Genomic DNA, 15,416 nt, shown 5'->3' on the forward strand with positions numbered 1-15,416 from the left:
CCAAGTCAATCTACGAGAATCAGGTATCGCCCCAATCAAAAACATTGTGACGCCCCAAAAGCACGGCCCCCACGCGATCTACTCCATAAATGGTTTTCTGAAAGCCGTACCAGCCATCACCGATGCCATGCCGACGTAACGCATATCTATCCGTCATGCCTTCTCTATCATAATAGGCAACTACACTGGATTCAAAACCCGCCTCTCGAAGAATATCTGAGTAATCAGCTGGAACATCAGCAGGCTGGCCGTTAGGATAACAGAAGGCCGTCGGTGCTTTACCAAGCTCTTCGGTTAGTCGCTTGCAACAAATTCCCACCTCGTCAATTACATCCTGTTTTAGCAGACGCCCAAGACTGTAGTGATTCACCGTATGCCCGCCAATCTCGATACCGGCTCTCTGCATTTCCCTTAACTGCTTCCAGGTTACGGCTTCATAGGGTGGCGGTGCTTTCTCTGGCACATTTACACCAACCTGTTTCTCGAGCTCGGCCAGATTCTCCTCTATGGTTAAACCATCCTTTTCCAAAAAATCGCTGACCAGCCTGGACCATATGCTGACTTTTTGCTGGTTCCAGTCATCGGGTTGAAAAACATGGGGACCAATAGCGACAGCAGTGGTTACGTCATTATCAACGATCCATTTCAGTCGGTCATACCATAACCAACAAGCCTTATCGACAAAGCCTGTAGTCACATAAAAAGTGGCCGGCACACGGTACTTTTCGAGTATTGGAAAGGCCACTTCGTAAAAGTCGGAATATCCGTCATCAACGGTAATACAAACGACAGGTTTGCCACGGGAAACTCCCCACCCCTCTTTTATTCTTTCAATCAGGTCACTGGTTGTCAGGCACTCGCATGATTCACTGAGGAAGGCTACCTGCCGTTCGAATGAGACCGCAGATACCCCCCCATTATCAGTATCCCGATAGAACCGGTGATACATCAGTATCCGCGGGTACTCCGACGTGATCTTCCTCGAAAACCACCCTCCGCCAAAATTGAATGCCAATTTCACAAGGGAGGAAAAACGAATCACGAAAACATCCTTTTATTTGATTGAAACTGACACGGGTGAATTGGGAGAGCTACCAAACAGCCCTGATATCGGGTACCCGTTACTGTTGGGAACACCTCTCTCGTCAAAGACGTAGAGAAAAAGGTCTGTTGTCGTCCCATTCAACGCTCCCCCGTATAATTCGAACTCGATGACCGACGGGTCCCACTTGGTAATGTGCTGAAGTTCACAGGCTCCCTCTCCAGAACGCACCGCATCAATGGTCGGAGCGGAACAGACCTTGACACGCTGCAACGTATCATCCAGATAGATGTCGTCAAGATCGAAGCTGAAGGGAATTGTTCTGAAGTCACCGATGCCTAAAAGAGCAATCGTTACAGCACTTTCGTCGTACAGGCCCTTCTCTTCCGTTGCAGTGAGCATATTTTCAACCCATTCTTCAGTGCCCTCAACGAATGTTTTTCCATTAATGCTTACACGCAATGAAGGTTTCAGGCCGCGGGTCGAATCGCCAACATTAAGAGCCACCTCGAAAAAGTTCCATTCCCCCGGTGTCGGGGAAAGATTCCCAAAGTTATTCGCCCAAAGCGCCCCCCCGGTCCCCGGAACTCCTGCAGTCCCCATCGAAAAACGATAACCGGAACCTCGCTCATCTGACCAAAACCTCGCATATTTACCGCCAGGCGTTATGTACCCATTTTCATCAAATTTTGCCAACGATGGAGTCTCTGGGAACACAATTACCGATTTAGATGTCAGACCCGTAATTTTCTTACCTTTCAAACTGGTTTCTAGCCCTCGCGGCGGCTCAAAGAAAATCCAACCGTGAGCTAGAGAACCGAGGTCCGGTTCATAGGAAATGATTCTTCCATATCCGGCCTCGCCCTCAACCTCAATTCTTTCACCGTACTGCCCCTCATTTCCCTCAATGAACCCGGAGGAATCCGCATCTGCAGGTATCGCATAAAAATAGTTGGGATCAAACGGAATTTTCATCCAAAACCCCGCATACATCGCTTTGGAGTTCGAGTCTACCTCAATACCCCCATGAGCCGTCGGCCAACCCAGAAAGTTATTATTACCGCTCGCATAATAATGTGAACCTTCCGTTCCAAACCTACTATCCCTGCTCTTTGCAAGTAAAACACCCGTGTTTCTCTCGTCAGGCAGGCTGGGTTTGGCCCAAAGTGTTTGAGGATCAGCGTCAATACGCTGGATCAGCTGCATATCCTCAAAATCTGCCTGATGACTGTTTAAGTTTCCACCTTCCCAGGCGATATCGCCATGATCATAGAGAACCGCTGGGCCAGATTTCTTGTCATGGAACCCGCTGCCTTGAACGCGCATTATTTGGCCCTTTTCGGCAGTTGGTTCATCTATTTTATTGACACTGCCGATTGTGGGAGCAGCACTAACTTGAAAAGCTGAGAAAATAAGACTCAGCGATAGAGACGATAACTCGAGTTTTCTTTTGAGATGAGCCGGCGACATTAAAATTACCTCTTTTCAAATGGGCTATTCAGTTGCCATTCTCGAGCAAAACGGAGTTTAACAATGGGTGTTGAGTTCAAAAATTGCAAAAGGAAACAATACTCAATGTGCTGTTAACACTTTACATGCGGGAGCAGGCCCACTGCCAGTTAAAGACCCGTAAGCGTAGCTCTCCCGGAAAACTGCCGGTAGCTACGGCAATCCTCTTATCCTCCTGCATGAAATTCACAAACCAGCCCCTTCCCTTTCAGGTTTTTCCGCCTTCCAACAGCGACGAGATGGCTTTACCACTTCCCTCAAAGGCTTCCTCCCTGTGTGCCGCTTCCGGAAAATTCCACTTTTGAGCACCGCTGTCAACCGCAATTTTTCGGGGGTTATAATTATAGGCATGCTATCCTTTTATTAGGGAAGGTCTGAATAACTGCTGATTTTTGCCTGTCTTGGTTTTAGCCGGCAAAAAATCGAAGATTCAGACATTGTTTTCCCGTTATTTGTGCGTTTCTTGCCCGTTTCCCGCCATTTTGGTGGAAAACAGGCGCACTGGCCCTACGCCAGCATGTATTTTTCACCGATCAGCAGGTTGCTGAAGGCGGCCAGCAAATGCAGCCGGTTGTTGTTCTTGGCAAGACCGCGATAGCGGACCTTGCCATAACCAAAGACCTGCTTTATGTACCGGAAGGGATGCTCGACCTTGGCACGAACACTGACTTTGATTTTCTCAGCTTTCAGCTTGTCTGCATCCAGCTTCTTGCGGGTGCCAGGCCGTTTGGCAATGAACCAAGAGACGTGTTCGCGATGCTTATGCTCATCCCGCTTTTGAATGCCAAGGTACCCGGCATCGCCGAAAACTCGTTGCTCTTCACCGTGCAGCAGCTTGTCGGTGGTTACGATGTCATGCACGTTGGCAGCGGTGGTATCAATGCTATGAATCAGACCCAGAGCGTCGTCGACACCAATGTGCATCTTCATGCCGAAGTGCCATTCGTTGCCTTTCTTGGTCTGATGCATTTCCGGATCGCGCATGCCAGTGCTGTTCTTGGTGGAGCTGGGAGCAGAGATAATGGTGGCATCTACGATGCTGCCTTCACGCAGCATCAGGCCGTTTTTCTCCAAGTGTTTATTCACCTCTTTAAACAGCGCCTTGCCAAGACCGTGCTGCTCCAGGAAATGCCGGAAGTTAAGAATGGTGGTTTCGTCCGGCAAGCGGTCCAGCTTCAGACCGGCAAAGTGCCGCATAGATTCGATCTCGTAAAGAGCATCTTCCATCGCCGGGTCGCTCAGGTTATAGAACAACTGCATGCAGTGAACTCGCAGCATGGCAGACAGTGGATAGGGAGGCCGACCGTTCTGGCCCTTGGGGTAATAACGGGCTACCTTCTTTTCCAATTGCTTCCAGGGAATCAGCTTGTCCATCCGTTCCAGAAAGATCTCGCGGCGGGTCTTACGCTTCTTGTTCTGGTACTCAGCTTCGGAGAAGGTTATCTGATCCATGGCGGCAACGAATCCTATGCAGTTGGCGATGGCCGTATTATTGCTGATTTTGAGACTTATTCAGAGTCTCCTTAGCATTTCTGGCCCGTATTTTACTGGAGTGAAAGACAATGATCCGTCGTGTGCGAGATAAGGCGTGGAACTATCTCTACAAGAGCTTACGATATTGTGTGCACCTCCTGCGATTTTGGTTGGCGTTCATTTACAGTAAAAGATTAAAGAACGTATCCTTCATAGGCATAACTGGGAGTGCAGGCAAAACGACAGCCAAAGATCTCTCCGCAAACATTCTTCGCACGGCAGGTGAATGTCACAGCACTCCGAGGTCTCTGAATTACCCTGACGGCATTTCACAAATTTTGCTAAAGGTCCGTCCGCGCCACAGATTCTGCGTTCTCGAGGTGTCAGGCGGCAATCCTGGAGACATGGATAGGCCGCTTCGCTTGTTTACCCCCAGCATCGCCGTACTTACCCTGATCGCTCGTGACCATTTCAAGGCTCACAAAAGTTTGGAGGCCATTGCAAGAGAAAAAAGCAAACTTATTAAGGCGTTGCCTGCCCAGGGCGTGGCGGTCTTGAACATCGATGATCCGTTGGTCAGGGCCATAGGTGAAAGCTGCGACCAGAAAGTTATTTGGGTTGGTGAGACAAAAGGCGCAAATTTAAGACTGCTTTCTGCACGATCAAGTTGGCCAGAACCACTAACCCTTGAGGTCGAATACGAAGGGCGAGTATACCAGGCAAAAACAGGCTTACACGGAAAACATCTCGCTTTATCGGCACTTTCAGCGTTGGGAGTCGGGTTGGCTGCAGACATTTCGCTTATGACTGCGATGACTGCCATCGCTGAAGTTAAACCGGCAGAAGGAAGGATGGAAGTTGTTTCTACTGACGGTGACATCACGTTTCTGCGGGATGATTGGAAAGCACCCCATTGGTCTTTCTCGGCCCCTCTCGAATTTATGGCAGAGGCTGAAGCAAAAAGAAAAATTCTTGTTATCGGGACCCTTTCTGATTACTCCTTATCTGCATCTAAGCTCTATCCCAAAGTAGCTAAGCAAGCTCTTGAAGTCGGAGATATTGTTATTTTCGTCGGTCCTCACGCGCCGAGGGCGGCGAAAGCAAAGGGAGATACAGGCATTCAGAACCTTCACGCATTTAGCGAGATACGAGAGGCAGCCGCATTTCTGAACGCTCTCCTTGAGCCTGGAGATTTGGTACTTCTAAAGGGCTCTAACAAGGCAGATCATTTGGTACGGCTAATGTATAACACGCAAAAACCTGTTAGTTGCTGGGTCAGTCGTTGTGGCATTCAGAGCTTTTGTGGGGACTGTTCAAAGCTGTACAAGCCGATACCTTCCAACCCAGCTACCGTACTAACTAAAGACAACAGTGATAGCACAAATAATATGCCATTAGCTGGGCATGACTCAGGGAGGAAAGTAATCATAGGGCTAGGCAATCCTGGGTCTAAATATCAAAACACGCCGCACAATGCCGGATATCGCTTACTGGATCGGATGGCAAAAAAAAGTCACGGATCTTGGATTAGCTGTTCAGAGGGGTTGGTGTGCGAGATTAATATCGCAGGAGAAACTCTGAGCTTGTTCAAACCCGCAGCAAAAATAAATAACAGTGGCCCTCCAACGCGGTTATTCCTTGAGCGTATAGGCGCAAACATAAACAGCTGCTGGGTTGTCCATGATGAAATGGATTTAACTCTGGGCCAAGCGAAACTGAAACAGGGAGGAGGCGACGCAGGCCACAGAGGTTTGAAATCCGTGATTGCTTCGCTTGGTTCCAGTAACATTAAGCGTCTGAGAATTGGAGCAAGACGCGCGGACGATGCTGGAACCGCTAAAACATCTGTCCTACGTCCACTTTCCCGCTCTGACGAAACTGCTCTGGAGAAAGGCATTGATCGAGCGATAGATATCTTACTGAGAGAGACAGCAGCACCGGTACGCGCAAACGAAACGTAAGCGTCTGGCCATCACACCTTGTCAGGTATAGTCGGCTTCCAGTTGTGGGGCAATAGCTCGTCGATGGCGTTGTTCTTTTGCGCCGGCAGCCGGGTCAGCACATCTTTCAGGTAGGCATAGGGATCATGACCGTTCAGCTTTGCTGACTGGATCAGTGTCATAACCGCCGCAGCACGCTGACCACTGCGTAGTGATCCCGCGAACAGCCAGTTGGAACGGCCCAGCGCCCAGGGCCGGATCTGGTTTTCCACCCAGTTATTGTCGATGGGCACAGCGCCATCGTCCAGGTAGCGCGTCAGCGCTTTCCAGCGTTTGAGGCTGTAGTCCAACGCTTTGGCCGTGCCGGAGCCATCCGGCACTTTCTGGCGATGCGCCAGCATCCACTGATGCAGTGCATCGGCAATCGGTCGGGCTTTTGTTTCCCGGATTTCCTGCCGTTTGTCCGGCGGTAGATCTTTGGTGTCCCGCTCTATTTCGTAGAGTCCGCCGATGTATTCCAGGGCTTTAGCTGCTAGTTCGCTCTTGTTGGCTTCGTGCAGGTCGTAGAACTTACGTCGGGCATGAGCCATGCAACCGATCTCGGTAATGCCGTTGCCGAACCCAGCCTTGTAGCCTGCGTAATCATCACAGACCAGTTTGCCCTGCCAGTCACCCAGGAAGGTGCGGGCGTGTTCGCCTGCACGGCTGGGAGCGAAGTCATAAACGGTGGCTTTCAGGTCCGAGAACGGTGTGGTGCAGTAAGCCCAGACGTAAGCCTTATGAGTCTTTTTCTTACCCGGGGCCAGCATGCTGACCGGTGTTTCATCGGCATGCAGAACGCCGTGCTCCAGCAGAGTGCTTCTCAGCGCATCCACCAGGGGCTGCAACTGCACGCCGCAGGCACCCACCCATTCGGCCAGAGTGGAGCGCGGTATTTCGAGGCCAGCTCGGCCGAAGATGCGTTCCTGGCGGTACAGTGGCAGGTGGTCGGCGTACTTGGCCACCAGCACCTGAGCCAACAGACCGGAGGTAGGTATTCCCTTGTCGATCACCTGCGGTGGTACTGGTGCCTGGATCAAGGTCTCGCATTCGTTGCAGGCCCACTTACACCGGATGTGACGCTCCACGGTGAACTCGCCGGGCACGTAATCCAGCTTCTCGCTGACGTCCTCGCCGATGCGCTTGAGCTGACAACCGCAGCGGCACTGGGTGTTTTCAGGCTCGTGGTGGATCAGGGTCCGGGGCAGTTCTGGCGGAAGCGGTGTTCGCTTGGGTTGCTGCTTGGGCCGAGCGGCTTTCTGTTCCTCGGTCATCGCCTGATCTAGCTCGACCTCGATAGCAGCAAGGTCGCTGTCGATCAGCTCGTCCAGCAGTTTTCCCTGGACGGCGTCCAGTTGCTCACTCCGGCGAGCGTACTTGTGGCGCTTAAGGATGGCCACTTCGTGGGTCAGCTTCTCAATGATGACATTGCTGCGCACCAGCGCCCGGTCCTTGGTCTCGACACGATCGAACAGTTCCGTCGCGAGAGCACGGAGCTGATCGGCAGAGAGTTGGTCGAGATCGGGGCGCTGAGTCATGCCCGTTAGTATGCCAAGCCCTTGTGCTGCAAGCGATTCGCAGTTTTGGCTATAGCGATAACACGGTACTTGTGGTTACAGGATGGAGATAACGCCGTCAGCCCCAAGGCGTTGCCAGGGCAGGCCCTGAACCAGCGCTGAGAGCTGTTCCTCAGTCAGTCGCAGTTGGTCACCGCGCCAGGTTTCGCCCCAGTGGAACTTGCCCCGGTTCAGCCGACGGGCGCAGAGCCAGATGCCGAGGCCATCGTGGATCAGTACCTTCATCCGGTTGCCCCGTTTGTTGGCGAACAGATAAGCACAATGAGGCCTGGCCGAACCAAAGACCTGAATAACCCGTGCCAGCGCTTTGTCTGGTCCGGCCCGCATATCCAGTGGCTCGGTGGCCAACCAGATCTCATCAATGCGAATCATCCCAGCAGGTCCCGTAGCAAAGCAGCACACTGGTGAGCCTGCTCCGCCGGCCACTCCACCACGACCGAGCCACCGGCGCGGGGAATCTCGATGCGGATGGTGCTAGGCTTGTTCGAGACCGATTGGTGGCTCGGTGCAGAGGTTGCCGCTGGCAGATTAACCGGAACAAATCCCGGTGTTGCTGGTGTTTTATCCGCTCGCTGCGCTTCACTCATCCAGCGCCGGACCATGTTGGCGTTGAGACCGTTATCCAGCGAGATCCGGGAAACGGAAGCACCGGGTTCCAGACATTGGGCAACAATCTCGGCTTTGAATTCCCGGGAAAACCGGCGACGGCGTCGGTAGGGCTTGGTTACGCTTAAGTCGTTCATGTTAAGTGTCCACTAGAAAATAAGTGGACACTATCCTGACGGCGGCAGCGCCAGGCTCAAGATCGGATCACCGGACGCTTACAACGAAACCGAAAATCTATTACGTTCTCAAGAGGGTTAACCCAAATTTCGTGCTGCTCTTCTTTCCAAACAGAATGAATTGAGAGGTGGTTAAAGATTCGGGGTTAACGCCCTGCTGGTAGCAGCATAAAATAATAACTGAGTCATTTAAACTTAAGTAGAGCACTATTAATTTTAGGAAACTTCACTAAAATATTCTTTAGTCGTGGGTATATGCGAATATAGAACCTGATCTTGGCATGCCAGGGCAAACGCTCAATCAACCCCTCCTTTGCTGTATATATGCAAGGATTACAATGCCCGCAGGGATAACGCCCGAACGCTGGAGTGTGGCAAAACCAAGTGAGAGCCATTACTCTCTTGGAAATTTCACTGGGTAATTCATTTTTCATATCGGATTTACTTTTATCAATAATCGGATATGAAAATTTTTCGAAAATCTTTCTTACTGCCAAAGGCGCATTTTTACCTAAAACAAACCTCCCACACGAATCCTCAAGGACGAATTCGGAAATAACTTCACATGCGTGATCTTGCTTATGTATAGAAAGTTCCAGAAATTCAAAATCATTTTTTAACGCATATGCTGCAAGCCATTTATATTGGCTACCGATAAAATGCTGTTTTCTAATCTGATCAAAAGCATCTGAAATTTCATTCGAAATGGGAATTGACTCTACATGCACCGTCTTTAAATCTAAGATTCTATTCCCATATTCACTATTTAATATATCTTTGATCTCAGAAATAGTTTTTATTTCAACCTCTCCTGAAGGGCGCCCCGGATCCACTAAGTAATGTGGATTAACTGTGTAACCCGACTCCAATAGGCCAATCACTCGGAAAGTGGAGTCCCATCCACCGGTCCATAAAATATCGACTGTATTATTCATCTACCCTCCTTTAAAATATCTCCCTGCGATTAAATTTTATAATAATTCGATAAATCAGTTTCCGGTAAGTCGTCTATAGCAGGTCCTCATCAAAGACTGAAAGATAATTGAAAATGGGTACCGATAGATGTTCTTTATGAAATATCTATACTTCCTCGGCCTAAGCATTGCCAGGTTATTCTTATACCTATCCCGGTATTCACCAGGAGATAGTTTAAATATAGAGTCAATGCTTTGAGCATCAAAGGATATTAAACGTTTTACTACTTCACATTGCTCGGGGTTAGCCTTTCTAGGAAAAAACCGCGAGTCGATATATACGGGCTTAAATTCTACTTTTGGAATGCAACCATGGCTAATAGTTATTAGTGCAATCACCGTAGGCTTTGTTTCTGGATGCCAAAGATCGAATAAGAAGTTTCCTAAACTATACATTATCAACCCACCATTATAATATTCATAGGGTTGCAAAACATGTGGGTGGTGGCCGATTATTACGTCAGCACCGGCATCTACAAGTTTTCTGCCAAGCTCTAATTGTTCAGGTCCAGGGTAGCCCAAATACTCCAATCCCCAATGGATCGAGACTACTACAGCCCCATTGACTTCCTTCCTGAAATCCCTCACCTCTGTAAGCAAAGCATCTTCATGACGTCTATAGCTATATGGAATCGTATCTTTAATCCATTCTTCTGGACGTATTGAATAGCCTAGGAACACATTCCGAATTCCTGATTTTTCATATACAAAAGGAATCGTTTTCCCAACTTTTTTGTCATCAACACCAATCGATTCAACACCAATATTTTTTAGCCTAGTAACTGTATCACTGAAAGCATCTTTACCATGCTGCATAGAGTGATTATTTGCAACGTTCAAAACATTAAAGCCTACCTCTTTGAGAATGGATAGCGCTGCTGGATCTCCACGCATCTCAAAAGAAGATAACTTTTCTGATTGTAATCCAGCATCAGAAGCCACAGTCTCGAGATTACCCAACACAACATCGCAATTTGACCAATATTCCCTGACATCAGAAAATAGTTTAACACCATGGAGCCCAATAGTTTTTCTCATTCCATGGCCAACACATACTGGATGATCACCCAATGATATATCACCCATTGCTGCGATTGTAAGTGCTGCTTCATCCTTCATAATTTAGTTCCATTGCTTCTATAAATTGACTTTTCGTTGAAGATAATTGGACCTGCCTTCAGAGCCGCTTCGCACTCGCCTATCCGATGAACTCAATAGTAGCGCGAATTCTTGTTAACCGCACTAGACAGGCCGAAGTCTTAATTGTCGATTTTTTCTCCCAGCAACCAACTGTTACTGGTAAACTGTTAGCTCTATTTGCTTATCGAGCATTGTTAAAGGGAGCTAATCAGGTTTGGAGATTTTTATCTTATACAAGGAAGACTACCCTTGGGACGTCCGCGTAGAAAAGCTTGCGAAGTCACTCAACGAAACCAACAACACTGTCACGATCATTGCCAGAAATCTTGATCAGAAGCCAACGAATGAATCTACCCCGGAGTTTCAGATCCGCCGCGTTCCACGCACCCAAAGATTACCAGGAACGCTCCAAAAAATGGCAAACATGCCCCTTTGGTTTAATCCACTCTGGATCTTTACCATCCTCAAGGCCATCCAGGGAGTATCCAAACCAGTGATTATAGTGCGGGACCTTCCGCTAGTTCGCGCTGCCACCTTCATTGCCCGCTTCAGGTCGGCAAAGGTAGTGTTCGACATGGCCGAGGTCTACCCGGAAATGTACAGGTCTTCCGCACAATTTTCCAAACGGTCTTGGCTAGACAATATTGTCAAAAATCCCAGCATCGCCGAGCGTTACGAAAAAACTGTTTTGCCAAAAGTAGACCACATCATCGTGATGATCGAGGAATCTCGTGATCGGCTCGTTGCCTTAGGTGTGCCAGAAGAAAAAGTAACCATAGTCAGTAATACGCCACCTATCGACAAATACAGCGGCCACCGACATAAACACACCGATGAAGTACTCAGAATCGTGTACGTTGGCTTCCTGACTGAACTCAGAGGCCTGGACTTACTCGTCGAGGCTGTTGGCCGCTACATCGAGAAAGGCAACCCCAAAAACACTATTCAGGTGGACATTGTCGGCAAGGGTGCAAGTAAGGAAAAATTGATAAATTTGGTCAGAAGGCTGAACATTGAAGAGTCTGTGCGAATACATGGCTGGCTCTCACAGGAGGAAGTGGACCAGCTCATGGCCAACGCTAACATTGGTGCTTTGACCTATCGTGTATGTGGCCATTGGAACCACACCATTCCCAATAAGATATTTGACTACATGTTGGCGGGACTTCCTGTCTTAGCGACAAAAGTGTTACCAATTGAACGCGTCATCGAAGAAGCACATTGTGGCGTCATCTGTCGCGACTTGGATCCAGCGGATATTGCTGAAAAGCTCGAATACCTGAAAAGCCCGGACGTTCGTCAGGAGCTGGGCGAAAACGGCTATCGGGCTGTTCTAGAAAAATATAATTGGGACAATGATAGAGATCGACTCAATGAAGTCATTGATATTCTTAATTAAAGCTTCCTTTGACCATTACAAATTGAAACCGGTTTTCCTAATGTTACACAGGCACGATAGGTTTTTTGCTATAAATACTATGCATATAAAATTATACTAACTCACTTTATTTACAATGTCATCAATAACATCACTCACTGCGCCGAACTTCACCGTCCACGAATCTTCTAATTCCAACTTCCGCATAGTTGTATTTTCGATCATAATATTGGTATTATTAACTGACTCCATGATTTTATACTGAATTTCACTGACTCTGCATTTTGTATATTTAGCCGCCGACCCAAAATAACTACGCAATGTTGGAGTATCACTTAGGATAAGGGGTTTATTCATAGCTATAGCTTCGTAGCCACCACAATTCAATATGAAATCCTTTTTGGTTAATACAACAACTAGGTCGCTATTTTCCATAAGGGACAGATAGTCCTCGTCAGAAACATAGCCAGTCAGAACAATGTTAGAATCAAGAAGCTTTTCCGCTTCTAGACTAGAGTAGTATTTTTTATAATTACCCGAAAGATAACAAACACAATCAGAAAGATTTTTGCCTGCTTTGATAATTTCATCAACAGGTTCATCAGGATCAAACATCGTGACGAACATCACCTGGGGCTTTTTCATTTCTCTCATAAACGAAGGAGGGGAGCGTTTTAATTTTCTACTTAAATTGGGTATTTTATCCTGAAGTATGATTGCGTTTCCACCATATCCATTACAGATATTTTGCAAATACTTATTTGTAACTATTGTAAGATCTGCCTTTTTGATCGTCCATTTGCTGAGAAGCTGGAAAATCCTCCACTTTATCGAAGATGAATTTTTATGCTCAAACTTGAAGTTTGAATGCCTATCAACGACCAATCTATAGTTAAATATTGTTTTCAAAAATACCAATAACGCCGTTAAAAAAATCGACGGATTCTGGCAAAATACGACGTTAGGCTTTTCATTTAGTAAAACCATAATAGTTCTCATCGTAAGCAATATGTATCTGAGTGGACGCTTTGCTTCGTAAACTAAAGGGTAGTAGTCTGCGCTAAATTCAGAAGCGAGCTCTTTAGATCGGCGATGATTTTCCCAAGTAATCCATAATCTCTTAGACATGCAGATAGCCTTGTTTATTTAAACCATTGAGATACTTCTTTTATTTCAGGAAAGTACAGAAATTCGCTGTTTAAAATAACCTCGTTTTCCCTCTATTTTTTCACCCCCTTGCAAAATAACTGACACATTAATATCTACGTTTAAAATATTCTTTAGTTCTTTTTCAATAAAATATTTTAGATATTTTCTTCTAGACTGATTCAAGTCGTCAACTAAAACGTTTACTTCAGAGAGACCAACTTGGACCACGGTAAACCCAAAGATCTCATTGTTCTCAAAAAAATATTTTTCGAATAGCGGTGGAAATATTGTCGCGTGAACTTTCTCATGCTCAGTAATATAAAAAAAACGATCCAGGGAGCGCCCCTCAAGGCAGTCAATAATCTGGTAGTTGCCCAACCGCTGACACGACGAAGTGGAAATAGAAAGAGAATCCCCAAGTTGATATTTTATAAGACTTTGTGTTTGGCGAGAAACGTCGGTGACTAAGCATTCGTGTTCACTATTTTCAACGATCAACCAAGGATTTACGAGATGACGGTGGCCTTCGGTACACTCGAAAGCAATGACATCAAACTCTGTTGAACCATATTCTTCTGCAACCGGTGCTTTAAACACGCGCGATATATAAGCCTTTTGAGCCGGGAGAATCGATTCCGCCGTACACACCACACATTTCGGTGGATGAAACTCAATGTCCATAGTCGCGAGAATCCTCGCGGCTTCGAGCAACAGGGAGGCATAACCGTATAGATAATCGGGTTGCCACTTTAACAGGGCTTCTACCTCATCCTCCGCTTTGGGTCCAACCGGATGGAAAACCCGCCTGTTCATGACAAAGTTTCTGAGCCACGATTTAACGCCGGCTTCAGCCCTACCCCATAACCTGGCCTCTCTGTAACCAAGCTTTACACCATAATGCCGAAAGCAGTAGTCACGAACACCTAGCATGCGGGCCAGCTCATTCCGGTCAAGTAAGATTTGGGTAGGTTCTCCTGTTGTACCTGCTGTATGGCGGCCAAACCCGGATCCTCCCTTCTTTCCCTGTCCCTTCATAGATTGGTTACGAAGTTGTTTTTTGGACAACGACGGAGATGACCTCAAAGCTTCCAGTCCGCTTACCTCTATACCTGCAGCGTTAATTGGTCGATTACACGCCAACAGTCGGCCTACATTTTCAGCCCTTTCTCCTTCGCTTAACCTCCATAAGTTTTCCACTTCCTTCCTGTACCGGGTGATAGGCAAGCCCGTTACCAGAAACAATAATCGTGTTAGGAGAAACCTGGCTGAACGGAGAATCATGGTGTACCAAGAACCCTTTTATAGAACGCCAGGTACTCATCCGCCATTGCCTCAGACGAATAGTCTTTGCTTACCGCACCGTAAGCCCAGTCCACTCTCCGGCCGGAATGTTCTCTATCAGTTACAGACTTTTCAATAGCGCTGAAAATAGTGGCTGTCTCAACATCACTCAGGAGTTCGCCGCCTTCACCGTTTCCCAGAACTTTCGGTATTTCGCCGACAGCAGAGGCGATCACTGGAGTTTTCAACGAGATTGCCTCAAGAAGGGTAATTGGCAGCCCTTCCGTTAGAGAAGGCATAACCAGTACCTTTGAGCGACTCAACAGCGCCGGTACGGTGCAGCAGTATCCCGGCATTAGCACATCGTCTTTAACACCCAACTCGTCAATCAACGCTTCCAGTTGTTGTCGGAGCCTACCCTCACCAACGATAACCAGCCCTGACTTCGGAAAGGCGTTTCTGAACTCCGAAAAAGCTGAGATTAATCTGTCGAACCCTTTTTCTCGGGAGAGCCTGCCGACTCCGAGAATTACAGAGTCATGGTTCTCGAAAAATGATTTGAACGGCTCATCCAGTGAAGCCAGGGAGGATTCCTGAAGCTCTGAAATATCCAGACCATTGGGAATAACCACCGTGTGGCCGCTTGAAAGCTTTCCTGGTAATTGCTTCTTCATCGCCTCCCCCACGAGAACGACACCTCTTATGCGGCGGATAGCAAACCGGTCCAGCGACTCGTATAGCCACATTTTCGAGAAGCGTGGGGCATGGACGTATCCATGCAAAGTGGCAACCATCGGAATGCGTCTGACGTTTTCTGGATACATCCCCAGAAGGACATTAAACTTGAATCCATGTGAGTGAAAAAGGTTGTAGTCATTCCCCTGCGCCCATTTCAGGATACTCCAAGACCCTTTAAGGTTAAGGCCAGACTTCATCCGCCATAGGGTGATGGGCAGGCCTTTGCTCCTCGCCTCTGCTTCAATAGCTTTTTCGCTGACACCCCGCTCTCCCGCACTGAGTATCATCGGCTCAAGCCCCTGTTTGACCTGCTCTTGAACTAGGCTAAGCAGCATCTTCTCGGCGCCGTAGAGGCCACCACTATCAATCAGGTGTAGCACCTTGATTCCCATCG

General features: G+C 47.8%; 13 protein-coding genes. 2 read left to right on the plus strand and 11 right to left on the minus strand.

Features of this window, described 5'->3' with window-relative positions; genetic code table 11:
• Positions 1–19: 19 nt before the first annotated feature.
• From DIT72_RS09300 to DIT72_RS09310, 3 genes are all read right to left on the minus strand, one after another.
• Positions 20–1,042: a polysaccharide deacetylase family protein gene (locus DIT72_RS09300; RefSeq protein WP_135954966.1), complete on the minus strand. Its 1,023-nt coding sequence runs from the start codon at positions 1,040–1,042 to the stop codon at positions 20–22.
• Between the two features lie 12 nt (positions 1,043–1,054).
• Entirely contained in the window at positions 1,055–2,512 is a 1,458-nt protein-coding gene (locus DIT72_RS09305) for a hypothetical protein (RefSeq protein ID WP_135954967.1), read from the minus strand.
• Positions 2,513–3,058: 546 nt separating this feature from the next.
• Complete coding sequence (locus DIT72_RS09310; protein WP_135954968.1) at positions 3,059–4,003, minus strand: IS5 family transposase; 945 nt, start codon at positions 4,001–4,003, stop codon at positions 3,059–3,061.
• Between the two features lie 110 nt (positions 4,004–4,113).
• Between DIT72_RS09310 and pth the strand changes: the two genes are divergently transcribed.
• Positions 4,114–5,985 (plus strand): aminoacyl-tRNA hydrolase, encoded by a 1,872-nt coding sequence (gene pth, locus DIT72_RS09315; RefSeq protein ID WP_135954969.1) that lies wholly within the window; start codon positions 4,114–4,116, stop codon positions 5,983–5,985.
• Between the two features lie 11 nt (positions 5,986–5,996).
• On the opposite strand, the gene tnpC is transcribed toward pth, so the two are convergent.
• The 5 genes from tnpC to DIT72_RS09340 form a co-directional block, all read right to left on the minus strand.
• Positions 5,997–7,541 (minus strand): IS66 family transposase, encoded by a 1,545-nt coding sequence (gene tnpC / locus DIT72_RS09320; protein ID WP_135954970.1) that lies wholly within the window; start codon positions 7,539–7,541, stop codon positions 5,997–5,999.
• Positions 7,542–7,616: 75 nt separating this feature from the next.
• Positions 7,617–7,952, minus strand: a complete 336-nt coding sequence (tnpB, locus tag DIT72_RS09325) for an IS66 family insertion sequence element accessory protein TnpB (protein WP_135954971.1) — start codon at positions 7,950–7,952, stop codon at positions 7,617–7,619.
• Complete coding sequence (gene tnpA, locus DIT72_RS09330) at positions 7,949–8,323, minus strand: IS66-like element accessory protein TnpA (protein WP_135954972.1); 375 nt, start codon at positions 8,321–8,323, stop codon at positions 7,949–7,951. The genes tnpB and tnpA overlap by 4 nt, the downstream gene beginning before the upstream one ends.
• A gap of 224 nt (positions 8,324–8,547) precedes the next feature.
• Positions 8,548–9,297 (minus strand): hypothetical protein, encoded by a 750-nt coding sequence (locus tag DIT72_RS09335; RefSeq protein WP_135954973.1) that lies wholly within the window; start codon positions 9,295–9,297, stop codon positions 8,548–8,550.
• A 54-nt stretch (positions 9,298–9,351) separates the two neighbouring features.
• Complete coding sequence (locus tag DIT72_RS09340; RefSeq protein WP_135954974.1) at positions 9,352–10,455, minus strand: CapA family protein; 1,104 nt, start codon at positions 10,453–10,455, stop codon at positions 9,352–9,354.
• Between the two features lie 235 nt (positions 10,456–10,690).
• Here DIT72_RS09340 and DIT72_RS09345 point away from each other — a divergent pair, with 235 nt between their 5' ends.
• The gene (locus DIT72_RS09345; RefSeq protein WP_135954975.1) at positions 10,691–11,875 is read left to right on the plus strand and encodes a glycosyltransferase family 4 protein; all 1,185 of its coding nucleotides are present in this window, start codon (positions 10,691–10,693) and stop codon (positions 11,873–11,875) included.
• 96 nt (positions 11,876–11,971) lie between these two features.
• Here DIT72_RS09345 and DIT72_RS09350 read toward each other — a convergent pair whose 3' ends face one another.
• The 3 genes from DIT72_RS09350 to DIT72_RS09360 all read right to left on the minus strand — a co-directional run bounded on the left by DIT72_RS09350 (position 11,972) and on the right by DIT72_RS09360 (position 15,414).
• On the minus strand, positions 11,972–12,982 hold the full coding sequence (locus DIT72_RS09350; protein ID WP_135954976.1) for a glycosyltransferase: 1,011 nt from the start codon (positions 12,980–12,982) through the stop codon (positions 11,972–11,974).
• Positions 12,983–13,027: 45 nt separating this feature from the next.
• Positions 13,028–14,200 carry a CoF synthetase gene (locus tag DIT72_RS09355; protein WP_135954977.1) on the minus strand — a complete coding sequence of 391 codons (1,173 nt, stop codon included), beginning with the start codon at positions 14,198–14,200 and terminating at the stop codon, positions 13,028–13,030.
• Between the two features lie 80 nt (positions 14,201–14,280).
• On the minus strand, positions 14,281–15,414 hold the full coding sequence (locus DIT72_RS09360; protein WP_211578719.1) for a glycosyltransferase: 1,134 nt from the start codon (positions 15,412–15,414) through the stop codon (positions 14,281–14,283).
• Positions 15,415–15,416 lie beyond the last annotated feature (2 nt).

It is taken from the genome of Marinobacter orientalis (assembly GCF_004792665.1).
Lineage (GTDB): Bacteria > Pseudomonadota > Gammaproteobacteria > Pseudomonadales > Oleiphilaceae > Marinobacter > Marinobacter orientalis.